At 73.0% G+C, this 22,154-nt stretch carries 21 protein-coding genes; 20 read left to right on the forward strand and 1 reads right to left on the reverse strand.

Features of this window, described 5'->3' with window-relative positions:
• Positions 1-103 precede the first annotated feature (103 nt).
• The 10 genes from GCU69_RS22950 (at position 104) to GCU69_RS22995 (ending at position 13,285) form a co-directional block, all read left to right on the forward strand.
• Entirely contained in the window at positions 104-1,339 is a 1,236-nt protein-coding gene (locus GCU69_RS22950) for a serine hydrolase domain-containing protein (RefSeq protein WP_156207054.1), read from the forward strand.
• 1,066 nt (positions 1,340-2,405) lie between these two features.
• Positions 2,406-3,338, forward strand: coding sequence for an alpha/beta hydrolase (locus tag GCU69_RS22955; RefSeq protein ID WP_156207055.1), 933 nt, complete (start codon positions 2,406-2,408; stop codon positions 3,336-3,338).
• A 295-nt stretch (positions 3,339-3,633) separates the two neighbouring features.
• Positions 3,634-4,077, forward strand: coding sequence for a phosphatase domain-containing protein (locus tag GCU69_RS22960; protein ID WP_156207056.1), 444 nt, complete (start codon positions 3,634-3,636; stop codon positions 4,075-4,077).
• 457 nt (positions 4,078-4,534) lie between these two features.
• Positions 4,535-5,560: a trypsin-like serine peptidase gene (locus GCU69_RS22965; RefSeq protein ID WP_156207057.1), complete on the forward strand. Its 1,026-nt coding sequence runs from the start codon at positions 4,535-4,537 to the stop codon at positions 5,558-5,560.
• A 64-nt stretch (positions 5,561-5,624) separates the two neighbouring features.
• Complete coding sequence (locus tag GCU69_RS22970) at positions 5,625-5,957, forward strand: hypothetical protein (protein WP_156207058.1); 333 nt, start codon at positions 5,625-5,627, stop codon at positions 5,955-5,957.
• Between the two features lie 332 nt (positions 5,958-6,289).
• Positions 6,290-7,735, forward strand: a complete 1,446-nt coding sequence (locus GCU69_RS22975) for a glycoside hydrolase (RefSeq protein ID WP_235978648.1) — start codon at positions 6,290-6,292, stop codon at positions 7,733-7,735.
• Positions 7,736-8,042: 307 nt separating this feature from the next.
• Positions 8,043-8,675, forward strand: a complete 633-nt coding sequence (locus GCU69_RS22980; protein WP_156207059.1) for a DUF1349 domain-containing protein — start codon at positions 8,043-8,045, stop codon at positions 8,673-8,675.
• A 536-nt stretch (positions 8,676-9,211) separates the two neighbouring features.
• Positions 9,212-10,039, forward strand: coding sequence for an arylamine N-acetyltransferase family protein (locus tag GCU69_RS22985; protein ID WP_098753836.1), 828 nt, complete (start codon positions 9,212-9,214; stop codon positions 10,037-10,039).
• Positions 10,040-10,262: 223 nt separating this feature from the next.
• Positions 10,263-11,831 (forward strand): FtsW/RodA/SpoVE family cell cycle protein, encoded by a 1,569-nt coding sequence (locus GCU69_RS22990; RefSeq protein WP_098753835.1) that lies wholly within the window; start codon positions 10,263-10,265, stop codon positions 11,829-11,831.
• Positions 11,828-13,285 (forward strand): peptidoglycan D,D-transpeptidase FtsI family protein, encoded by a 1,458-nt coding sequence (locus GCU69_RS22995; protein ID WP_098753834.1) that lies wholly within the window; start codon positions 11,828-11,830, stop codon positions 13,283-13,285. Before GCU69_RS22990 ends, GCU69_RS22995 begins: the two co-directional genes overlap by 4 nt.
• Positions 13,286-13,338: 53 nt before the next feature.
• Here GCU69_RS22995 and GCU69_RS34415 read toward each other — a convergent pair whose 3' ends face one another.
• Positions 13,339-13,470: a hypothetical protein gene (locus GCU69_RS34415; RefSeq protein WP_257155849.1), complete on the reverse strand. Its 132-nt coding sequence runs from the start codon at positions 13,468-13,470 to the stop codon at positions 13,339-13,341.
• On the opposite strand from GCU69_RS34415, the gene GCU69_RS23000 reads away from it, so the two are divergent.
• The 10 genes from GCU69_RS23000 (at position 13,460) to GCU69_RS23045 (ending at position 21,682) form a co-directional block, all read left to right on the forward strand.
• Positions 13,460-13,666, forward strand: coding sequence for an acyl carrier protein (locus tag GCU69_RS23000; RefSeq protein WP_235978649.1), 207 nt, complete (start codon positions 13,460-13,462; stop codon positions 13,664-13,666). The genes GCU69_RS34415 and GCU69_RS23000 overlap by 11 nt on opposite strands.
• A gap of 38 nt (positions 13,667-13,704) precedes the next feature.
• Entirely contained in the window at positions 13,705-14,982 is a 1,278-nt protein-coding gene (locus tag GCU69_RS23005) for a beta-ketoacyl-[acyl-carrier-protein] synthase family protein (RefSeq protein ID WP_098753832.1), read from the forward strand.
• Positions 14,979-15,812, forward strand: a complete 834-nt coding sequence (locus GCU69_RS23010) for an alpha/beta fold hydrolase (RefSeq protein WP_098753831.1) — start codon at positions 14,979-14,981, stop codon at positions 15,810-15,812. Before GCU69_RS23005 ends, GCU69_RS23010 begins: the two co-directional genes overlap by 4 nt.
• The gene (locus GCU69_RS23015; RefSeq protein WP_098753830.1) at positions 15,809-16,771 is read left to right on the forward strand and encodes a hotdog family protein; all 963 of its coding nucleotides are present in this window, start codon (positions 15,809-15,811) and stop codon (positions 16,769-16,771) included. The genes GCU69_RS23010 and GCU69_RS23015 overlap by 4 nt, the downstream gene beginning before the upstream one ends.
• Positions 16,768-17,892, forward strand: a complete 1,125-nt coding sequence (locus GCU69_RS23020) for a beta-ketoacyl synthase N-terminal-like domain-containing protein (RefSeq protein ID WP_328630016.1) — start codon at positions 16,768-16,770, stop codon at positions 17,890-17,892. Before GCU69_RS23015 ends, GCU69_RS23020 begins: the two co-directional genes overlap by 4 nt.
• Before the next feature lie 106 nt (positions 17,893-17,998).
• The gene (locus GCU69_RS23025; RefSeq protein WP_143671203.1) at positions 17,999-18,403 is read left to right on the forward strand and encodes a hotdog family protein; all 405 of its coding nucleotides are present in this window, start codon (positions 17,999-18,001) and stop codon (positions 18,401-18,403) included.
• The gene (locus GCU69_RS23030) at positions 18,400-19,020 is read left to right on the forward strand and encodes a 3-hydroxyacyl-ACP dehydratase FabZ family protein (protein WP_176604629.1); all 621 of its coding nucleotides are present in this window, start codon (positions 18,400-18,402) and stop codon (positions 19,018-19,020) included. Before GCU69_RS23025 ends, GCU69_RS23030 begins: the two co-directional genes overlap by 4 nt.
• Positions 19,020-19,766, forward strand: coding sequence for a 3-oxoacyl-[acyl-carrier-protein] reductase (gene fabG / locus GCU69_RS23035; RefSeq protein WP_170315915.1), 747 nt, complete (start codon positions 19,020-19,022; stop codon positions 19,764-19,766). Before GCU69_RS23030 ends, fabG begins: the two co-directional genes overlap by 1 nt.
• Positions 19,766-20,473, forward strand: a complete 708-nt coding sequence (locus tag GCU69_RS23040; RefSeq protein WP_156207060.1) for a 2-hydroxychromene-2-carboxylate isomerase — start codon at positions 19,766-19,768, stop codon at positions 20,471-20,473. Before fabG ends, GCU69_RS23040 begins: the two co-directional genes overlap by 1 nt.
• Before the next feature lie 27 nt (positions 20,474-20,500).
• On the forward strand, positions 20,501-21,682 hold the full coding sequence (locus GCU69_RS23045; RefSeq protein WP_098753826.1) for an acyl-CoA dehydrogenase family protein: 1,182 nt from the start codon (positions 20,501-20,503) through the stop codon (positions 21,680-21,682).
• Positions 21,683-22,154 lie beyond the last annotated feature (472 nt).

Genomic DNA, 22,154 nt, shown 5'->3' on the forward strand with positions numbered 1-22,154 from the left:
GGAGGCGGCGCCCGCCCTCGTCCCTCCGGCCCCCTGCCGTGCCCCGCCGAAGTCCTCATCCGGCCCGATGGATCGCCCCTTCCGCGTCCCTAGCGTCATGGCCATGCGACGAACCTTCGTAACCCTGACCGCGATCACCGCGGCCCTCGGCATCGCCGCCGGCGCTACCGCGACCGCCGCCGACCGCTCCCCCGGTGACGCCGGCCGGGACGCCGGCCCCGTGAGCCGGGCCACCCTGCAACACGACGCCGACGCCCTCCTCGACCTCGGCGCGCCCGGCGTGCTGGTCGCGCTGGACACGCCGGGCCGCGACATCACCGTGCGCAGCGGCTACGGCAACGTGGACCGGAAGACCCCGGTCCCCTGGAACGCTCGGTTCCGTATCGGCAGTTACACCAAGACCTTCGTGGCCGCGACCGTGCTGCACCTGGCCGGCGAGGGGAAGCTGTCCCTCGACGACACCGTCGAGGACTGGCTGCCCGGGCTCGTCAGGGGGCACGGCCACGACGCGGACGCGATCACCGTGCGCATGCTGCTCCAGCACACCAGCGGGCTGCCCGACTACGTCGCGGGACTGCCGCATCTGTTCCTGGAAGAGGAGTTCGAGGCCAGGCGCTTCGAGACGGTGACGGCCGGGGAAGCCGTCCGGACCGGCCTCCGGCTGGACCCGGAGGACCAGGACACCTCACCCGGCGAGTGGAGCTACTCCAACACCAACTACGCGCTCATCGGCATGATCATCGAGAGGGCCGCCGGGCACAGCTGGCAGCACGAGGTCCGCGAGCGCATCATCGAGCCGCTGGGCCTGCGCCACACCTACGCGCCGGACACGTTCCCCTTCATACCCGGACCGCACGCCGTCGGCTACCAGCGGTTCGCCGAGAAGGGCCTGGAGGCCGACCCCGAGGACCCCCGGTACGGCGAGGCCGTCGACGTGACGGTCCAGAACCCGTCATGGGGCGGCGCCGCGGGCGAGATGATCAGCACCGCCGAGGACGCGAACCGGTTCCTGCGCGCTCTGCTGGGCGGCGAGGTGCTCCGCCCCGCCGAGCTGGCGGAGATGAAGAAGACGGTGCGCGCCGACAAGTTCGACGGGCCGTGGCCCGGGGCCCGTTACGGCCTGGGACTGATGTGGGTGCCGAACTCCTGCGGCGGCTCCTGGTCACACGGCGGCGACATCCCCGGCTACAAGACGCGCAACGGCGTCACCCCGGACGGCAGCCGCAGCGTCGTGGTGTCGCTCAACACCGACAGCATGGTGCCGAAGCCCGGCGTCACCGCGCCGGCCGGGGACGAGGCGGCCGACCTGATCGATCACGCGCTCTGCGGTACGGGGTGACCCGCGGCCCCGGCGGCTTCGCGGTACGGGGCGGCTCCGTCCGGTGCGGTACGGGGCGGCTCCGTGGGTGCGGTACGGGGCGGCTCCATGCGGTGGGGTACACGGCCGCCCGTGATCGGCTTCAGCGGTGGCGCGTGCGGTGCGGAGCGCGCCTCCCGCCGCGGACCCGTGGACCCGTGAACGGTCGGGGACATGGCCAAGGGCTCGCCGACCGGTCGCGCTGAATGCTCCGGGCGGCCTTGCCGTGCTTTGCGGATGGAACGGGTGTTTCCCGCACGGGACAGGAAACGCCCGATTTCCCTTCCAGAGACGCTGGTACGGCATCGCTGCGGGGTGCGGAGAATCTGCCGCCGGGCACTGGGAACGCCGTGCGATCCGGCTCCCCTGAGGATTGTTCAGGAATCCGCACGGCTGAAATCTCCGCACGGCTGAACGGACACGGACAATCCGTGCCGGTTCGAACCGCATGCACCCGGCACGGCCGTTCGCCGGCACGGCCGTTCACCGGAACCGGCCCGGAACCCAGCCCGGAACCCGAACCCCGGTACGGACCCGGGCCAAGCCGCGACAGGCGGAAATCCACCGACCGACCGGCACCCTCCTCGACGGCACGACCGGGCCGGAACGGCACGCTACAGCCCCCGGAACGGCAGGCTCCGGCTCCCGGAACGGCACGCTCCGTGTGTCGAGGTCGCGGTCTGGCCGTGCCGAACCCGGCGCCCTACACTCGCGTCTGAAAAACCGGCCAGCGTTCGAAATCACGAACGTATTCGGTGTGGGGGCACCCTGCGGCCATGCCACGGCCCTCCCACCGCACCACCGCACCACCGCACCACCGCACCACCGCACCACCGCACCACCGCACCACCGCACCACGGCACCACGGCACCACGGCAAGCGAACCAGTCGTTCCGTTCCGGTGAGCCCCCGGTCACCAGTGTTGTCCGTACAGGGCGGCCCACCGGTCACGCCGCTTCCTCCCGGCCGCCGGAGCCTCCCCGGCACCGCGTCGGTCACGGCCCGGCACCGGGTGGGAGCCGGCCGAGCCCGAAGGAGAATGAGCCCCTTGCACAAGACACCACCCCTCGCCCGGCGGGCGGCCACGGTCCTCGTCACACTGCTGCTGGCCGCGGCAGCGGCGGTCACGACCGGCGCCCCGTCCGCGCCCGCCGCCACGCAGGCCACGAGCACGTCGACGCCGTCACCGCAGGCGCCCACGGACCCCCCTGCCGTGGACAACGACTTCCCCGTCACCCGGGAAGGGGCGCACGGCGACAACCGCTACACGGTGTTCCGCCCCACGGACCCGCAGGCCGCCGGGCATCCGCTGCCCGTGCTGGCCTTCGGCAACGGCGCCTGCGCACACACCGACAACAGCGAGGTCACCCAGGCGTTGACGTTCATCGCGTCGAAGGGATTCGTCGTGGTGGACACCGGGTCCGCGGACGGCTCGTCCAACGGCGTGCCGAGCGGCCGGCCCATTCCGTCCCTGCTGACCGACGCGATCACATGGGCCGAGCAGGAACAGAACCGCCCGGACTCGCCGCTGTCCCAGCAGCTCGACCTCACGAAGGTGGCCACCGCGGGCCACTCGTGCGGCGGACTGGAGGCACTCGTCGCCGCCCAGGACGACCGGGTGTCCGCCGTGGTCTCGCTGAACAGCGGGTTCTTCGAGGACGGCTCCTTGGGCTACCCGCGCTCCGAGCTGCAGAAGCTCCACACGCCGGTGATGTTCATGGACGGCGGCTCCGCCGACACCGCCTACGCCAACTCCCAGGCCAACTACGGCCTCGTCACCGTCCCCGCCGTGCTCGCCTCGCAACCGCAGGCCGGCCACGTGGGGTTCATCACCGGCAGCCAGCTGGCCGAGGGCATGACAGCGGCCGTCTCGTTCCTCGACATGGTGCTCAACGGCAACGAGACGGCGCGGGACTACATCCTCGACCCCGGCGGCCTCGCCTCCCAGGCCCCCTGGACGGTGGCCACCAAGAACTTCTGAACCACCGGCCACTCCGCCGGCCCCCGCCAGGGCCGGCCCCCGTCCGGCCGCCGCGGTGACCCCGGGCCGCCGGCAACCGTCCGGCACCGCCCCCCTCCGGCACTCCCGCGGCATTCCTCCAGCTTTCCTCCAATTCCCTTCCGGACCTCCTCCCTTCGCCCTCCGGCTTTCCGTACGCCGCCCCTCCGGATTTCCGCACGCGACCCCTCCGGCTTTCCTCCGTTCTTGGCCCGCGCCGCGCGGCAGGCCCGGAATCCGCTCCCCATCCCTGTCCCGGCCGGGCAGAATCCGGGGCATGACCGACACCCGGCTCACCGCCGCTATCAAGCTTCCCGACGGCACCCCCGTACGCGGACGGGGCCTGCGCGATCCGCTCCCCGGCGGGGCGGAGCCCGAGTACGGCCTCTACCTCGGCAGCGCCCGGCTCCGGCGCCGGCACGACAGCGGGCTCGACTGGGAGCACCGCTGGGTGGACTGGCCCGACTTCCTCCTCCCCCGCGACCGGGACGACGCCGTGGACGGCATCCGCACCCTCTACGAGCGGGCAGCCGCCGGGCGGCGGGCCGAGGTCGCCTGCGGCGGGGGCGTCGGCCGTACCGGCACGGTCGTCGCCTGCCTGGCAATCCTCGCCGGGCTGCCTGCCGGGCAGGCGGTGGACTGGGCCCGCGAGAACTACCACCGGCGGGCGGTCGAGACCCCGTGGCAGCGCGCCTGGGTGGCCCGCTTCCCGCCCGCCTGAGCGGCCACCCGGGCGAGCCCCTGGACGACCGCGCGGGCGACCCTGGACGACTGCACAGACGAACCCCGGGACGACTGCCGGGGCAAGTCCTGAACGACCGCCCGGGCGAGCCCTTGAACCACCGACTGAACCACCGCTTGGACGACCGCCCGGGCGAGCCTCTGAACCACCGCCCGGGCGAACCCCCTGAACCACCGCCCGGACGACCGCCCGGGCGAACCGTTGGACCAGTTCCCGGGCGACCGCCTCGCCGTGCCGCCAGTTCTCGCCATTGTCGGGTGACCTGCCGCAAGGCGCGCACCTCCGCTGTGCGGGACTCATTCCCGATCGGGGACCGCTGTACCGCGAACTCCGGCCAGGTGTATTCCCTCCGCCCGACAGGCAGCCGTTGACGGGAATTTTGGGCAGGGCGAGACTCAATCCGCCAATGTCGCCGGACCAATCGAGGTGTCCGCACATGCTGGGTACACGCCACAGATTCCTGCTCGTCATCGGCACCACCGTCTCCCTCTTTCTCGCCCCGACCGCCGTCAACGCACACGCCGACGAGGCGAAAGCACCGGGAGAAACGGTCTCCCATTCCGCTTCCGTTTCCGCTCGCAACGCCCGAGCCACTGCCGCCGACTACTGGACCACCCAACGCATGGCCTCCGCGATACCCGTGGAGACGACCGAACTCGCCGAGGAGGCCGCCGAGCGCGCCGCCTCGGGGAACGCGCCCGGCCCCGACGCGCCGCAGGCCCCCGCCGGGGCCCCGACGACCGGTTCCGAGCCGGCCGCGCCCACCACCGGCGACTCCCTCCACCGCGCCGCCGTCACCGCGACCCAGGTCGTCGGCAAGGTCTTCTTCACCGCCTCCGACGGGCTCGACTACGTCTGCTCCGCGTCGGCGGTCAACAGCACGGGCAAGAACATGGTGTTCACCGCCGGGCACTGCGTCCACGGCGGCCCCGGCGAGTCCTGGGCGTCCAACTGGCAGTTCGTGCCGTACTACGACCACGGCAGCCGCCCGTACGGCACCTGGAGCGCCGAGACGCTGGTGGCCTTCAACGGCTGGATCGAGAACGGCAACTTCGGCTACGACCTCGGCATCGTGATCACGTACCCGAATTCCTCCGGTACGGAGCTGGTCGACGCGGTCGGCGGCCTCGGGGTCCAGTGGAACTATGAGAAGGCGCGCGCGATGATCGCCATGGGCTATCCGGCGTCCGGACAGTTCGACGGCGAATGGCAGTACTTCTGCCAGGCCACCACCTCGCAGCGCAGCTCCGGCGTCCCCGACCAGATCAAGATGCCGTGCAACATGACCGGCGGTTCCAGCGGAGGCCCGTGGATCTACGGCAAGGACGACAGCGTCTACTACAGTGGCTATGTCAATGGTGTGAACAGCAACGTCGAGGACCGGGACGCTCCCACCGAGATGCGTTCCCCCTATTTCGCGACCTGGGTCGGAGACGCGTTCAACGAATACTCCGACAACTGACCGGGCGCTCGACCGACCGGGCTCTCAACCGACCGGGCGCTCTTCGAGGGTGAGGCGTTTTCCCATGACGGGGTCCACTGCGGCACCTGCCAGGCTTTGCGTCGTCGTGCTGGCGCTCGCCTGCGTGCTGCTCGGCTGTGCCGCGGAGAGCGGGCCCGCACGGCCGTCGCCGCCCTCGGAGGGCGGCGACGGGAAACCGGGCGACGGCAGGACTCCGTGTCCCCGGTCCCAGGCCCCCGAGCAGCCGTCGGACGGCGGCTCGCCCGGGACCACCGGCCCGGCGGACTCCCCGGAGCCCTCCTCCGGCGCCCCCGGGGACAGCACCTCGCACACGCTCCCTCCGGGTGACGGCTGCGTCATCGAGAGCGGGATCCCGGCCATGCCCGTGGACCCCTGAGCCGTACGAGTGCTGTGACGGCACCCGGCGTCCCGTCCTCGAGCACGTCGATGCCGCCAGAGCCGCCAGAGCCGGATCCGCGGGTCACCTCAGAACCGACCGAACCGAACCGACCGAACCGGCTGAACCGACCGAACCGACCGGAGCGGCCGGCGTGACCACGCGCCGGCCGCTCCCTGCTGTGCGCGCCACCCGCAGCCGGCCTCACAACCGGCCCCGAGAACCGTAGAAAACGCTCTCTGCGGTCTCGACAGTCCGGCGGTTCCGCCGCGCCCCTTGCACAGGCGGGGCGCGGAACCGACGGAAGGAAAACGCTTGTGAGGCGCAGGACTTTGTTAACGGCGGCCGGCGGAGCCCTGCTCGGCTCCGTCGTGGCGTCCGGTACGGCGCACGCGGACGCCATGGTGCGCGTCGAGCCGGGCACGGACAACGGCCCCTGGGACGGCTGGGGAACCTCGCTGGCCTGGTGGGCCAACGTGTTCGGTGAGCGGGACGACTTCGCCGACGCCTTCTTCACCCTCGACGACGTGCCGTACGGCGGACGCACGCTGCCCGGCCTGGGCATGAACATCGCCCGCTACAACCTCGGCGCGTGCAGCTGGAACAGCGTCGACGGCGAGTCGATGGTCGAGTCCCCCAACATCCCCCGGTTCAAGCAGATCGAGGGCTTCTGGCAGGACTGGCGCGACACCGACCCGGCCGGCTGGAACTGGAGCGCCGACGCCGCGCAGCGGGGCGCCCTGCTGCGCGCGCACCGGCGCGGGGCGCAGGCCGAGCTGTTCTCGAACTCGCCGATGTGGTGGATGTGTTCCAACCACAACCCGTCCGGGGCGGCGGACGGCGGGAACAACCTCCAGTCGTGGAACCAGCGGCAGTTCGCCACGTATCTCGCGGAGACCGCCCGCCGTTCGCGGGACGACTGGGGCGTTCCGTTCGTCTCCGTGGAGCCGTTCAACGAGCCGTCCTCGGACTGGTGGAAGGCCGACGGCAAGCAGGAGGGCTGTCACATCGACTCCGGTGTGCAGGCCGTCGTGCTCGGCCACCTCGCCGACGAGATGGGCCGTGTGGGCCTGTCCGGCACCACCCTCGCGGCCTCCGACGAGACCAGTTACGACCTGGCCCGGACCACCTGGGCGGCGTTCGGAGCCGACACCCGCGCGCTGGTCGGGCGCGTCAACGTGCACGGCTACCAGGGCTCCGGCGGGCGCCGCGACCTGCTGCACGACGAGGTGACCGGCGCCGGCAAGGCGCTGTGGAACTCCGAGACCGGGCAGAACGACGCGACCGGACTGTCCATGGCGACGAACCTCTTCCTGGACTTCCGGTGGCTGCGCCCCAGCGCCTGGTGCTACTGGCAGGTCATGGACCCGAGCCCCGGCTGGGCCCTGATCGCGTACGACCCGGACACCCTGCAGGCGGGTGCCGTGCAGACGAAGTACTACGTGCTCGCGCAGTTCACCCGGCACATCCGGCCGGGCATGCACATCCTGGGGACGAACGCGGGCGACAGCATCGCGGCGTACGACCCGGAGGCGCGCCGGCTGGTGATCGTGGCCGTCAACGCCGGGGACGCGCAGACCCTGACCTTCGACCTGTCGCGGTTCGGCCGGGCGGACGGCGGCGAGGGCGGTCTCGTCACGCGCTGGTCCACGCACACGTCCGGCGGCGGCGACCTGTACACGCGCCGGGCCGATCTGCGGCTGACGGGGACCTCCGTGGCCGTGCCGTTCGCCGCGGGGCAGATCCAGACCCTGGAGATCGAGAACGTCACCGAGTGAGGACGGCGGCGGGTCACCGGGCTCCGCGTCCCGGTGCCCCGCTCCGTCCCGACGTCCGATGCCCGGTGCCCCCGCTCCGTCCCGGTGACGCGCCCGCCCCGGTACGCGCCGGCCCGGTGACGCGCCGTCCGCAAGGCGGCGTCCCGCTGTCCCGGCGCCCCGTAGCCCCGCAACCCCGTAACCCGGCACCCCGGCCACCCGGCCACCCGGCCACCCGGCCACCCGTAACGAAACACCCCGGTGACCCGCCCTCCCGCCGGCCGCACCGCCCTTGCGCATCGGTGCGGGGTCCCGCGAGACTGCGGCGATGACCTCGCTGACCGTTCCCGGCTTACCGTTCCCGCTCGTTCCGGAGGGCTCGCCCCCGTGCGCCGCCGAGGTGTCGCCGGACGGGTCGCTGCGGCTGACCGGCCGGGGCGGGACCGATCTGTTCGCCGATCCCGCCGGAAGCACTGATCCGCTGCCCGACGCCGGGCGGCTGACCGGCGTGCCGCCCGCCGGGGACTTCACCCTGTCGGCCCGCGTCGGCGTGGACTTCACCGACGTCTACGACGCCGGGGCTCTGCTCCTCCACGCCTCCGAGCGGCGCTGGGCCAAGCTCGCCTTCGAGTTCTCGCCGCAGCAGCGCCCGACGGCCGTCACCGTCGTCACCCGCGGCACCTCCGACGACTGCAACTCCTTCGAGACGGACGAGCGGGCCCTGTGGCTGCGGATCACCCGCGCGGGAGCCGCCTGGGCCTTCCACGCGGCCACCGGCGAGGACGCCCCGTGGCGGCTGCTGCGGTACTTCTCGCTCGGCGAGCACGGGGAACGGGACGGCGCCGAGCCGGTGTCGGTCGGTTTCCTCGCGCAGTCGCCGCTCGGCAAGGGCTGCACGGCCGGCTTCACCGGGATCACCTTCGCGCCGGGGGCGCCCGGGGACCTCCGCGACGGCAGCTGAACACCTGCCGCCCCGGTCGCCCTCGCCGCCCCCTTCCGCCCCCGCTCACGCTCCCTGCCCGCGTTCCCCGACCACCGGCATTCCCGGACCACCGGCATTCCCGGACCACCGGCGCTCCCGGACCACCGGCGCTCCCGGACCACCGGCCCACCGGGCTGTCGGGCTCCCGGGCTCGGGCTCCGGTCCATCGGGCTCCCCGGCTCGGGCTCCGGTCCATCGGGCTGTCGGGATCCCGGCGCTCCCGGCGCCATCGGTGTTCCCGCGCTCCCGAGTTGTCCGTGTCCCCCGGCCTCCCGCGCTCCCGACCCCGTGCTACCGGGCTCCCGCGCTCCCGGCGCTCCCGCTCCATCGCTGCCCCCGGACTCCCGGCCTCCCCGCGTCGGCCGAACCGACCGGGCGGCTTCGGTCCGCGGGCGTACGACCGGCGGCCGATCCCGGTCGGGACGCGGGTCCGAGGTGGTTGTCCGAGCCGGCGGATACGGTCGTGTCCGGACCACGACACCGCAGGCCCGGCAGACACGTCACAGGGGGAGACCATGACCGAAGGGCTCGACATCGACCGCTATCTGGCCCGCATCGGCCGGCCGGAGACAGGCGGGGCCGACGCGGACACCCTGCGCGCGCTGCACCGGGCGCATGTGCTGTCCGTCCCGTTCGAGAACGTCGAGTCGCTGCTCGGCTCGGCCCCGTCGCTCGCCCTCGCCGATCTGGAGCGGAAGCTGGTCGGCAGCCGGCGCGGCGGTTACTGCTTCGAGCACAACACGCTGTTCGCGGCGGCGCTGCGCGGCTTCGGCTTCGAGGTGACCGGGCTCGGCGCCCGGGTCCGGCTCGGGGGCGGCGACGGAGCCGTCCGGCCGCGTACGCACCTGCTGTCGCTGGTGCGGGTGCCCGGGGAGCCGGGGCCGTATCTGGCCGACGTCGGGTTCGGTACCAGCGGACTGCTGGAGGCGGTTCCGCTGGTCGCGGATGCCGTGACCGACCGCGGCGGCTGGGAGCTGCGGCTCGTCCGGGAGCCGCGGGAGCACGGCCCGGCCGACGTGTGGGTGCTCCAGCGCCGGGGCAAGGCGGCCGACGGCACCTGGACGGATCTGTACGACTTCACCCTGGAGCCGTTCGAGCCGGCCGATGTGCAGATGGCGAACTGGTATGTGGCGACCTATCCGCGCTCCCCGTTCCGGACGGGCCTGATAGCCCGCCGTGTCGGTGTGGACCGGCAGTTGAGCGTCGACGGGCGGGTGCTCGCCGAGGAGCTGGGCGACGGGACGCGCAGCGAGCGGAAGCTGGTGGAGGACGGCGAGCTGCTGCGGGTGCTCGCGGAGGACTTCGGCATAGAGCTGCCGGAGGGGACGCGGCTGCCCCTCTGAGCCGTGGGCCGCCGGGCGTCGGAGGGAGACCGTTCCGCCGCCCGCCCGGCGTGCCCGACCGGCCCCCGGGCGGCCGGACGGGACGCTTCCGAGCGATCGGACCGGACGCTTCCGGACGGCCGGACCGGACGCTTCCCGTGCCGGCACGGGCCTGTCGCGCGCCCCTCCGGGCCGATATCCGCATAACAGACATAAGGCGTCTCGCTTGCTAGCGTCTTGTGTCATGACCGCATCGACCGCCGGAACGGCGGACCGGGACCGGCGGGACGCCCCGCCGCCCGCGCTCCGGTTCCCGAAGCGGCGGGGTGCCGAGCTGGCCATGCTCGTCGCCGCCGTCCTGATCCCCGTCTACGGCTATGTCGAGGTCGGCCTCGCCACCAGCGGGACGGTCCCGCCGGGGGCCGCGGGGTACGGTGCCGGGCTCGGGGCGCTCGCGCTGCTCGCGCACGTCGCGGTGCGGCTGCGCGCCGCGTACGCCGATCCGCTGCTGCTGCCCATCGCCGTACTCCTCAACGGCCTGGGGCTGGTCTTCATCTACCGGCTCGACCTGGCCACCCCGGACGACGAGGCCGCGCCGACCCAGCTGGTCTGGTCGGCGCTCGGCGTGCTCCTCTTCACCGCCGTGGTGGTGCTGCTGCGCGACCACCGGGTGCTCCAGCGGTACGCGTATCTCGGTGTCGCCGTCGCGCTGGTGCTGATGGTCGTTCCGATCTTCTTCCCGGCGGTGAACGGGGCCAAGATCTGGATCCGGTTCGCGGGCTTCTCGTTCCAGCCCGGCGAGTTCGCCAAGATCCTGCTGGCCGTCTTCTTCGCCGCCTATCTGGCGGCGAACCGGCACGCCCTGGCGTACACCGGACGGCGGCTGGGGAAGCTCCAGTTCCCCACCGGCCGGGTGCTGGGGCCGATCGTGGCGATCTGGCTGGTCAGTGTGGGCGTGCTGGTCCTGGAGCGGGATCTGGGGACGTCACTGCTCTTCTTCGGGCTGTTCGTGGTGCTGCTGTACGTGGCCACCGGGCGGCTCGGCTGGATCGCGGTGGGGCTGCTGCTGGCGGGCGTCGGCGCGGTCGTCGTCGGCTCGCTCGAACCGCATGTGCACAGCAGGGTCGAGGCCTGGCTGCACCCCTTCGCGAGCATCGAGGCCGGGGAGGGCCCGGGCCAGCTCGCGCAGTGCCTGTTCGCCTTCGCCTCGGGCGGCGCGCTCGGCACCGGGCTGGGCCAGGGCCATTCCGTCCTCATCGGCTTCGCGGCCAAGTCCGACTTCATCCTCGCCACCGCCGGGGAGGAACTGGGGCTCGCCGGTCTCGCCGCCGTCTTCCTGCTCTACACCCTGCTGTCCGCCCGCGGCCTGCGTGCCGGGCTGGCACTGCGCGACTCCTTCGGCCGGCTGCTGGCCATCGGTCTCGCCTCGCTCGTCGCGCTCCAGGTCTTCGTGATCGCGGGCGGTGTGACCGGGCTGATTCCGCTGACCGGGATGGCGATGCCGTTCCTGGCGCAGGGCGGTTCGTCGGTGGTGACCAACTGGATCATCGTGGCGCTGCTGATCCGCATGAGCGACTCCGCCCGCCGGCCGCGTCCCCAGCGGGCGGAGACGGGCGTGATCGCGGCCGTGCCCGACAGCCCCGGCGGTGGCTCCCGGCCGGACGGCGGCCGCCCCGACACGGCCCCGCCGGACCGGGACCGGGCGCACGGGGCCCGGCCGGACGGCGGCCGCCCGGACCGCGGCCGCCCCGGCAACACCCCGTCCGGCGACGGCCAGCCCCGAGACCCGCGTCAGGAGGACGAGCGACCGTGATCCGCCAGACCCGCCATCTCGCCGCCTTCCTGCTGCTCCTGCTGATCGCGCTGCTGGCCACCGCCTCCCGGATCCAGGTCCTCGACTCCGAGCGCTACGAGGAGAACGAGGCCAACCGGCGGCAGGCCGTCGCCCGTTACAGCCAGCCACGCGGTGACATCCACGTCGGCGGCGAACCGGTGACCGGCTCCCGCGACACCGGTGAGCGGCTGGCGTACGAACGCACGTACACGAACGGACCCTTGTACGCGCCGGTCACCGGCTACGCCTCGCAGGCGTACGGCACCTCGCTGCTGGAGAACGCGGAGGACGACCTGCTCTCCGGCACCGACGGCCGGCTGTCCCGCTTCCCGCTCTGGACCTCCCTCACCCGCGAGCAGCAGCCGCCCGGCGACGTCCACACCACCATCGACCCCGCCGTGCAGCGCGCCGCCGCCGGGGCCCTGGGCTCGGCGCGCGGCGCGGTCGCGGCCGTCGAGCCGTCCACCGGGAAGATCCTGGCGCTGGTCAGCAGCCCGTCGTACGACCCGGAGCGGTTCTCCGGATCCGGGTCCGCGGCGGCCCGGGCGTGGCAGCGGCTCAACGCCGCCGAGAACCGCCCGATGCTCAACCGGGCGCTCCGCCAGACCTATCCGCCGGGTTCCACCTTCAAGGTCGTCACGGCGGCGGCCGCGCTGGACTCCGGGCTCGTGCGGGATCTCGACGAGCCGACGGACTCCCCCGCCCCGTACACCCTGCCCGGCACCTCGACCGAGCTGACGAACGAGGCGGCGGGCTGCGAGGACGCGACGCTGCGGCACGCCTTCGAGGTGTCCTGCAACACCGTCTTCGCCCGGCTGGGCGTACGGGCCGGGCTCGGCACCATGGTGGACACCGCGGAGAAGTCCGGCTTCAACGACGACGGCCTGCGGATTCCGTCCCGGGTCGCGGAGAGCGTCTTCGACACGGACATGAACGACTCGCAGCTCGCCCTGTCGGCCATCGGCCAGTACAACACCGCCGCGACCCCGCTCCAGATGGCGATGGTCGCGTCGGCCGTGGCGAACGACGGTGAGCTGCGCCGACCGTATCTGGTCGACCATCTCACCGACGCCGGCGGTGACCGGATCGCCACCACCCGGCCGCGGACGTACGAGCGGGTCATGGACTCCTCGACGGCCCGGAGCCTGGCGGAGCTGATGCGCGGGGTCGTCACCGACGGCACCGGGACGAACGCCGCGGTGCCCGGCGCGGAGGTCGGCGGGAAGACCGGTACGGCGCAGCACGGGGTGGAGAACGAGGGGATTCCGTACGCCTGGTTCATCTCCTGGGCAAAGGCGGAGGGCGCGGACGATCCGGCGGTGGCCGTGGCGGTCGTCGTCGAGGACGCGGAGGCGGACCGGGCCGACATCAGCGGCGGCGGCAACGCGGCACCGGTGGCGCGGCGGGTGATGGAGGCGGCCCTCGGCCGGTGACAGGGCCGGACGCCCGTCCGCGCCGCCGCCTCCTCCCGGCCGTCAGCCCGCGGTCAGTTGCCCGTCAGTGCCACGGTCAAGAATTCCGGGTATCCGCCGGACACTTCACCGGGAGGCAAAATGCCCAGCACCGTCGTCATCAATGCCGAGCAGCGCGCCCAGATCAAGGAAATCGTGTGCGACATCCTTGAGATCGAGCCTGCCGACGTGACGGACACCAGCCTTTTCAAGGAGGACCACAACGCCGATTCCCTGGGTGCCATCGAAATTCTCTCCTCGCTGGAGCGCACCTTCAACGCCGAGATCGACCAGGCGGAGCTGACCCGGATGGTCAACCTCGACGGGGTCGTCCAGGTCGTCGAAGAGGCCCTGGCCAAGTAGTCCGCGTAACGCCGGGCGTTGAGAGAGAAGAGGCAGCGGTGAACAGCGAACACCGGACACCACGCCGGGTCGTCATCACGGGTCTGGGTGTGGTCACCAGTATCGGCACCGGGGCGGCGGAATTTCTTTCCGGCCTCCGCACCGGCCGCAGTGGCGTCAAGCCGATCACTTCCTTCGACACGGCCGGCTACGCGCACGCCAACGGCTGCGAGATAGACGATTTCGACCCGGCCGAGTGGATCGAGAACATCGACCCGGACGAACTCGGCCGGGCCAGCCAGTTTTCCGTCGCCGCGGCGCGGATGGCCGTGACCGACGCGGGAATGGAGCACGAGGAACTGCGGCGGCGCCGGGTCCTGGTGTCCGTCGGCACCACCGACGGGGAGTCGCACGATCTGGACACCCTGATGGGCCGCCAGCTGGAGGCCGGCCCCGAGTCCCTGGACCCGGGCGTGGCCCGCCGCTCCGCCGCCGGGCTGCTCTCCAGCAGCGTGGTGCGCGAGCTGGAGCTGACCGACGTCGAGGCCGTCACCATTCCCACCGCCTGCGCGGCGGGCAACTACGCCATCGGCTCGGGCTACGACGCCATCCGCGCCGGCGAGGTCGAGGCGGCGCTGTCCGGAGGGGCCGACGCGGTCTGCCGCAAGACCTTCACCGGCTTCTACCGGCTCGGCACCATCGCGCCCGAGGTGAGCCAGCCCTTCGACACCGACCGCAAGGGCATCCTCACCGGGGAGGGCGCGGGCATCCTGTTCATGGAGAGCCTGGACTCCGCCCTGGCCCGCGGCGCCCGGATCTACGCCGAGGTCCTCGGGTACGGGCTGAACTGCGACGCCCACCACGCGGTCGCCCCGGACCGGGACAGCCTCGCCGCCTGTATCGAGGTGGCCCACCGCAACGCCGGTGTGAAGCCGGGGGACATCGACTTCATCTCGGCGCACGGCACCGGCACCAAGGCCAACGACGTCACCGAGGCCGGGGCGATCCGGCAGGTCTTCCCCGACCCGCCGCCGACCGTCTCGGTGAAGTCCATGCTCGGCCACACCATGGGCGCCGCCAGCGCGCTGGCCTCGGCCGCCTGCGCGCTGTCCATCACCGAGGGCTTCATCCCGCCGACCATCAACCACCGGCAGACCGACCCGGAGTGCGGTCTGGACCCGGTGCCCAACGAGGCGCGCACCGCCGATGTCCGCATCGTGCAGAACAACGCGCTGGCCTTCGCCGGGAACAACGCCGTACTGATCCTGGGGCGCTACGAAGGCCCGGAGCCCGTCGGCTCGGCCGGCCGGCCCGCCGCCGGACAGGGCGCGGCATGAGCGTGGCGGAGCCGCGGTTGCGCCGCCCGTCCGGCACCGACGACCCGCTGCGGGTCCTCATGCTGCACGGACTCGGCGGCAAGACCACCGTGTGGGACCGGCTGGCGGACCGCGCCGACCGGACGCTGGAGCTCTGGGACGTGGAGCTGCCCTGGCGTGCCATGGCGGGCAGCGAGAGCTGGGGCACGCTGCCCGACCCGGCGCAGTTCCTCGTCGACCTGGTGGGTGAGGACACCGGCCGGTTCGACGCGGTGCTCGCCCATTCCTACGCGGCGAACCTGCTCACCGAAGCGATGGCGGAGGACCGGATCGCGCCCCGGCCCACCGTGCTGATCAGCCCGTTCTACCGGTCCAGCCCGCAGGACTTCGACTGGTCGGTGATCTCGTACTACCTCAACGACTTCCACCGCGTCTTCGAGGAGGCGCTGGAGGTCGGCGAGACCGGCCGGTTCGGCAAGGCACACCGCGACTGGATGGCGCTGCGGCTGCGCGACCAGATCGGGCCGTACGGCTGGATGCGGTTCTTCGAGGCCTATCTGCGGTCCCCGTTCATCGACCGGGGCGCCGTCCGGTCGCCGCTGCTCGTGCTGTCCGGGGAGAAGGACATCGCGGCGCGCCCCGGGGACGGCCGCGCCCTCGCGGCCGGGATCCCGGACGCGCGCTACGAACTCCTGGCCGGCTGCGGTCACTTCCCGATGGTGGAGCGCCCCGATCTCGTCACCCGGCTGGTGTGCGACTTCCTCGCCGGTGCCGGACGTCCGCAGCGGTGCGGCGCGGCGGCGTCCCGGCCCTCGCCCTCGTCCTTCCTGTCCGAATTGGAGATGTCATGAGCAAGAGCACCACCGCCGTGGACGGCGCGACCCAGACGGAGATCCGGCCTCGCTACGAGGGTTCGAACATCTGCACCTGGATCGGCTTCAAGCACGTCAACTACATGGTCGAAGAGGCCGTCTACGACCACCTGCGGCAGCTCGGCCTCCCGGCCGGGAAGCTGTACGAGCGGCACGGCCTGGGTGTCGACATCACCGATATCGACACCAAGATCCGTACGGCCTTCCACATCGACGACCTGGCGACGGCGACCGTGACCCCGGCCGCCGACAAGGGCGACGGACGCCGCTTCACCGTGGAGATGACCGTCGAGCGCGAGGGCGAGACGGTGAAGGCCGTCACCTCGAAGGTCGCGGTGCAGTTCCGGCTCGACCCGCACGGCCACCCGGCCGAGGAGCCGCCCGCCGAGCTGGCCGGGCACGTCACCGACCGGCTCGGTGCCGGCGCGGAGCCGATCCGGGTGGAGCCCGGCACGGACCCGGCGGACCTGCTGACGGCGGGCAAGAACGCCTTCGCCTGGACCTGGCGGATCCCGTACTTCTACTGCCACTTCACCGAGCGCATGCAGATGTCCGGCTACCTGCGGCAGATGGAGGAGGTCGTCGACCTGTTCCTGGAGGACCGCGGCGTCTCCATCAAGACCCTGCTGGACGAGCAGGACTGGATCCCGGTGGTCCCGCACTCGAAGATCACCATCCTGGACGAGGCCAACATGGAGGAGACGCTCTACACCGTCTTCACCGTGGAGAACGTCTTCAAGCGCTTCACCTACACGGCGCGCATGGACACCTACGTCCTGCGCGACGGCGTGCTCGTGCCGACCGCCACCGGCCGGATCACCCACGGCTGGGCCGTGATCGAGAACCGGCGCGACTGGAGCCTGGTCGACTTCGACGACCGCCTCGTCAACGGCCTGAACGGCAAGGCGGGCAAGATCACGGCCCGGGGGACGGCGTGACGTCCGCCGCCACCCTGGACGCGGCGGGACCGGCCGGGAGTGGGCCCGGTTCCACCGGCGAGCTGGTGTTCTCCGCCTGGTCGGCGGTCTCCCCGTTCGGTACGGGCGCGGAGGCGTACAGCGCGGGCCTGCGGAGCGCGACGAGCGCCGTCGGCGCTCTCGACCCCGAGGCGTACCCGGGCCCGTACGAGCGGGCCGGGCTGGTCGACGGCTTCAGCGCCGCGGCCGCCCTGGGCAAGAAGGGCACCCGCACCATGGACCGGGTCACGGCGCTCGCCGTGTCCACCGTCGGAGAACTGCTGGAGCGCTGCGGGAGCAGTCTGCTGGAGCGGCCCGAACGGGTCGGCCTGGTGCTGGGCACCGGGTCCGGCAGCGTGCAGAGCATCATGGACTTCACCCGTGACTCGCTGACCGGGGACCGCCCGTATCTGGTGGACCCGGCCAGGTTCCCGAACACGGTGATGAACCGGGCGGCCGGGCAGAGCGCCATCTGGCACGGCATCAAGGGGCCGAACACCACCATCGCGGGCGGCTGGCTGACCGGGCTGCTCGCGCTCGGCTACGCCGCTCGGCTGCACCGCGGCGGGCACTGCGACCGGGTGCTGTGCGGTGCCGCCGAGGAGTTCTCGGTGCAGCGCGCCTGGCTGGAGTGGCACGCGGCGGAGGAAGCCGCCCGGCCGCCGCTCGGCGAGGGCGGTGCGGCCTGGCTGCTGGAGCCCGGGGACGAGGCGCGCGCCGCCGGCCGGGAGCCGCTGGCCCGGCTGCTGACCACGCGCTTCCGCGCCTACCACCGGCCGCAGGACGCGGGCCCGGCGCTGACCGAGTGCGTCCGCGGCGCGCTGGCGGAGGCCGGGGTCTCCGGCGGCGCGGTGCGCCTGGTCGCGCCGCTCGGCGCCCCCGGCGAGGAGTACGCGGTGCTGCGGGCGCTGCCGGCCGGCAGCGACCCGGAGTGGATCCGCTGCCGTCCCCTGCTGGGCGACGCGTCGGCGGCGGCCACCGGTTTCCAGCTGGCGGCCGTGCTGGCCGCCGCGGGTGACGGACGTCCCGCGGCGGGAGAGCTGTCGCTGGTCACCGGCATCGACCGGGACGGAACGGTGGGCTGCGCGGTGCTGGCCCGCTGAAGGCTCCGACCGACGACGACGGCCTCCGGGCCCCGGCGTACGTCTCCTCCCGCTGCCGCGGCGGGGCCGTACGCCGGGCCGGCCCGGGGCGAGAGGAGGACAGCCCATGATGCTCGAACAAGCTCTGGCCATCGCCGAGGTGCCGGCCGGACCGGACCGGACGGACGGCGCGCCGGAGGACAGCGAGGAGACCGTCGTACGGGGCACCGTCACGGTCGACGCCGGGGACCCGTTCCTCGCCGGGCACTACCCGGGCTTCCCCCTCGTGCCCGGCTTCAGTCTGGTCCAGTACGTCCACGACCTGGTGACCGGCGCGGCCGCGGTGCCGCCGGAGAATCCCGCGGTGGTGCGGAAGGCCCGCTTCCTGAGCCCGGTGCGGCCGGGTGAGGAGATCGTCATCGAGGCCCGCGTCGGCCGCGACGCGAAGGGCGTCCACACCACCGCGACGGTCTCCGCGAACGCGCGGCCGGCCGCGGAGATCCGGCTCGACCATCCACAGGAGAACTTGTGACAGGCACAGAAACCGGGACCGCGGCCGGGCCCGGCACCGGCACCGGCACCAGTACAGGCGCCGACGCCGACCGCATCGCCTCGGTCATCCCGCACCGTCCCCCGGCCCTGCTCGTCGACCGGGTCACCGAGGTGGAACCCGGGCGGCGGCTGGTCGCGGTCACGGACGTCCGCCTGCCCGCCGGCCGGCGCGGCACCGGGACGGGATCGGGCCCGGCCGGGGCCGAGTACGCGTACCCGCTCGGCCTGCTGCTGGAGTCCTGGGCGCAGGCCGCGGTGCTGCTCGCGTGCTGGGAGAAACCCAATCCGGACGTGCTGGCCGGCCAGGTGGCGCTGCTGGCCGGGGTGCGCGACGCGCGCGCCCTGGCGCCGGTGCGGGCGGGCTCGGTCCTCGAGCACGAGGTGCGGGTGCTCCGCGACCTCGGCGACACCGTCATCACCACCGGCCGCAGCACCGTGGCCGGCCGCCCGGTCCTGGAGATGGGGCAGCTCACCCTGGCGCTGCGCGGCGCCGGGACCCTGGCGCCCGCACCCGCGGGAACGACCGCCGGACCCACCGGCGCGGTCACCGCGGAAGCCACCGGAACAGTCACGGAGAACACGGAGAAGAGGTCATGATGTCCGAGGAGAACCGGCGGGTCGCGCTGGTGACGGGAGGCTCCCGCGGCATCGGCCGCAGCGTGGTCGCCCGGCTCGCCGCCGACGGCTACGACGTGGCGTTCTGCTACCAGCGCGACCACGAGGCGGCCGAGGCCACGGCCAAGGAGGCGGAGGCCGCGGGAGCCGCGGTGCTCGCCCGGCGCGTGGACGTGGCGCAGCAGAGCGAGGTCGAGCAGTTCGTACGGGCGGCCGAGAAGGAACTGGGCCCGGTGCACGCCGTGGTGTCCTCCGCCGGCATCATCCGCGACAACCCGCTGATCATGCTGTCCGAGCAGAACTGGCAGGACGTGCTGCGGGTCAATCTGGACGGCACCTACAACGTGTGCCGCGCGGCCGTGTTCTCGATGATGAAGCGGCGGGCGGGCACACTGGTGACCCTGTCCTCGGTCGCCGGGGTGTACGGCAACGCGACCCAGACCAACTACTCGGCGTCCAAGGCCGGGATCATCGGCTTCTCCAAGGCGCTGGCCAAGGAGGTCGCCCCGCGCGGCATCCGGGTCAACGCGGTGGCGCCCGGCTTCATCGACACCGACATGACCTCGGGCCTCTCCGGCGAGACCGGCGGGAAGCTGGCCGAGCGCATTCCGCTGGGCCGCTTCGGCCGGCCCGAGGAGGTCGCCGACATGGTGTCCTTCCTGGTGTCGGACCGCGCGTCCTACGTCACCGGGCAGGTGTTCGGGGTCGACGGCGGGCTGGTGCTCTGATGGCCCGCGGCGCACCGCGCTTCTACTTCTCGCTGCGCAGCCCCTACTCCTGGCTGGCCTACCGGGAGCTGACGGAGCGGCACCCGGACGTGGCCGCCGCCGTGGAGTGGCGGCCGTTCTTCGAACCGGACGCGACGAGCGAGCGGCTGCTCACCGAGCGTGGCGGCTCGTTCCCGTACACCCCCATGTCGCGGGCCAAGCACCTCTACATCCTCCAGGACATCGGGCGGATCACCAAGGAGCGGGACGTCCCGCTGAACTGGCCGGTGGACCGGGACCCGGTGTGGGAGATCCCGCACCTGGCCTATCTGGTGGCGGACCGGGAGGGGCTCGGTCAGCAGTACATCGCGGCGGCCTACCGCACCCGCTGGGAGGAGGGCCGCGACATCTGCGACCGCGACGTCGTCGCGGGGCTGGGCACCGAACTCGGCCTCGACCCGCGGGAGCTGGCGGACGCCGCCGACGACCCCGCGCTCCGCGAGGAGGGCGTGCGGCTGCTGCTCGACATCTGCAAGGACGGGGTCTTCGGCGTCCCGTTCTTCGTCCACGGGTTCACCCGGTTCTGGGGACTGGACCGGCTGCCCGGCTTCGTCGGGCATCTGCGGGAGCGGGCGGTTCCCGCCGCGGCGATGCCGGCGCCCGAGTCCGGCCCGGTCGGGCTCGGCTCCCGCACCACCGACGACGGTCATGCCGGCGGCTGCGGCTGACCACCACATGTGCCCTGGGAGGGCCAGATGTTCGATCTCGACGAACGGCTGAACGCCTTGCGCCGGCAGTTCCAGGAGTGGGGCCACGACTTCCGCCGGCACGCCCTGGAACTGGACGCCGACCCGGAGGCGATCCGGCGCTATTTCGATCTGCCCGCCGTCCGCCACCTGGCGACCATGGGCATCCCGGCGGAGTACGGCAACGACCCCGAGCCGATCGCCGGCCGGCGCTACTACGGCGAGTCCGCCCTGGAGCGCGCCGTCATCATGGAGGAGCTGGCCTGCGCCGACGCGGGCATGCTGGTCGCCTCGCCGGGGCCGCTGCTGGCCGGTGTGCTGGTGGACCTGCTCGCCGACGAGCGGCAGAAGGAGTGGTTCTACGGGCGGATGACCGCCGAGCCGCTGTGGACGTTCTTCGCCCTCACCGAGCCGGACCGCGGCTCGGACGCCGGGGCCATGACGACCGCGCTGACCCCCGCCCCGGACGGCGCCGGCGGGGGCCTGCTGCTCAGCGGCGCCAAGCGGTACGTCGGCAACGCGGCCCGGGCCCAGATCGGTGTGGTGTTCGCCCGCACCCGGCCCGGCCCGCTGGGCGTGACCGCGGTGTTCGCCGAATCGTCCGCCGCGGGCTTCCGGGCCGAGGCGCTGCCGATGATCGGCCTGCGCGGCGCGATGATCAGCTCCATCTCGCTGGACTCGGTGGCCGTGCCCGAGGAGCACGTGCTGGGCCGGCATCTCTCGCCGAGCCGCCGCGGCACCTGGGCGTTCGTCCAGACGTTCAACCGGCTGCGGCCGGGGGTGGCCGCGATCGCGGTGGGCATCGCCCGCGCCGCGCACACCTATGTGTTCGCCAACCGGCGGAACTTCAGCCGCTCCGAACGGGACCGGCTGGACGAGCTGGGGCGCCGTATCAACGCCACCCGGAAACTGGTGCACCGGGCCGCCGCGGCGGTCGACCTGCGCACGGCCAACGGCCATCTCGCCTCGGCGGCCAAGGTGCGGGCGGCGCAGCTCGCGGAGGACGCGACGCTGGAGGCCTGCTCCTTCTTCGGGCCCGGTGCCCGGTTCGACCATCCGCTGCTGGACAAGCTGGCCCGGGACGCGCGGGCGATGGAGTTCCTGGAGGGCACCGGGCACATGCAGCGGCTCAACCTCTTCCAGGGCTACCAGTCGAGCAAGTTCGACCGGAACGAGCCGTTCCCGGTCTGAGGGCGTCGCGTGGTCCCCGGCCGGCGCACGACGGGAGCCGCAGCACCTCGCCGCGCTGCCGGACCGCCCGCATACGACCGGTACGGGGACGGCTCCTCCGCCCCGCGACGCTGAGCGACGCCGAGCGCCGACGCCGCGCACCGATCCCCCGGGGACCGGCTTGCGGGTCGAGGGGCGGCGCCCGGCGCGTACTTCCCCCGGACCCGTTTCCGGGAGCGCGCCCGGCAAGGCGCAGCGGGAGGCGCGGGCGGAGGAGGGAGCCGTCGCGGGGGGAAGGAGCCGTCGCGGTGCGGTGAGGCCCTCCCGCCCGGCCGAAGGCGGAAGACGGGGAGCGGGTGGCGGGGGCGGAGCGCGGGGGCGGGGCGGACAGCGGGGCGGAGCGCGGGAAGAGCGGCCGCAGCGCGGCTGGGGCTCTCGCCGGCGGCGCCGCGGGAACACCGGCGTCTCCCCCCGGCCCCGGTCCGGCGCACTG

Origin of the sequence: Streptomyces lycii, from assembly GCF_009735685.1 — a bacterium.
GTDB classification, from domain to species: Bacteria; Actinomycetota; Actinomycetes; order Streptomycetales; family Streptomycetaceae; genus Streptomyces; species Streptomyces lycii.

Bases quoted from the DNA above. Each gene is read 5' to 3' on its own strand.
- GCU69_RS22950 (WP_156207054.1), top strand. From the start codon at position 104: ATGCGACGAACCTTCGTAACCCTGACCGCGATCACCGCGGCCCTCGGC.
- GCU69_RS22960 (WP_156207056.1), top strand. From the start codon at position 3,634: ATGACCGACACCCGGCTCACCGCCGCTATCAAGCTTCCCGACGGCACC.
- GCU69_RS22965 (WP_156207057.1), top strand. From the start codon at position 4,535: ATGCTGGGTACACGCCACAGATTCCTGCTCGTCATCGGCACCACCGTC.
- GCU69_RS22970 (WP_156207058.1), top strand. From the start codon at position 5,625: ATGACGGGGTCCACTGCGGCACCTGCCAGGCTTTGCGTCGTCGTGCTG.
- GCU69_RS22980 (WP_156207059.1), top strand. From the start codon at position 8,043: ATGACCTCGCTGACCGTTCCCGGCTTACCGTTCCCGCTCGTTCCGGAG.
- GCU69_RS22985 (WP_098753836.1), top strand. From the start codon at position 9,212: ATGACCGAAGGGCTCGACATCGACCGCTATCTGGCCCGCATCGGCCGG.
- GCU69_RS22990 (WP_098753835.1), top strand. From the start codon at position 10,263: ATGACCGCATCGACCGCCGGAACGGCGGACCGGGACCGGCGGGACGCC.
- GCU69_RS34415 (WP_257155849.1), bottom strand. From the start codon at position 13,470: ATGTCGCACACGATTTCCTTGATCTGGGCGCGCTGCTCGGCATTGATG.
- GCU69_RS23010 (WP_098753831.1), top strand. From the start codon at position 14,979: ATGAGCGTGGCGGAGCCGCGGTTGCGCCGCCCGTCCGGCACCGACGAC.
- GCU69_RS23015 (WP_098753830.1), top strand. From the start codon at position 15,809: ATGAGCAAGAGCACCACCGCCGTGGACGGCGCGACCCAGACGGAGATC.
- GCU69_RS23025 (WP_143671203.1), top strand. From the start codon at position 17,999: ATGATGCTCGAACAAGCTCTGGCCATCGCCGAGGTGCCGGCCGGACCG.
- fabG (WP_170315915.1), top strand. From the start codon at position 19,020: ATGTCCGAGGAGAACCGGCGGGTCGCGCTGGTGACGGGAGGCTCCCGC.
- GCU69_RS23040 (WP_156207060.1), top strand. From the start codon at position 19,766: ATGGCCCGCGGCGCACCGCGCTTCTACTTCTCGCTGCGCAGCCCCTAC.
- GCU69_RS23045 (WP_098753826.1), top strand. From the start codon at position 20,501: ATGTTCGATCTCGACGAACGGCTGAACGCCTTGCGCCGGCAGTTCCAG.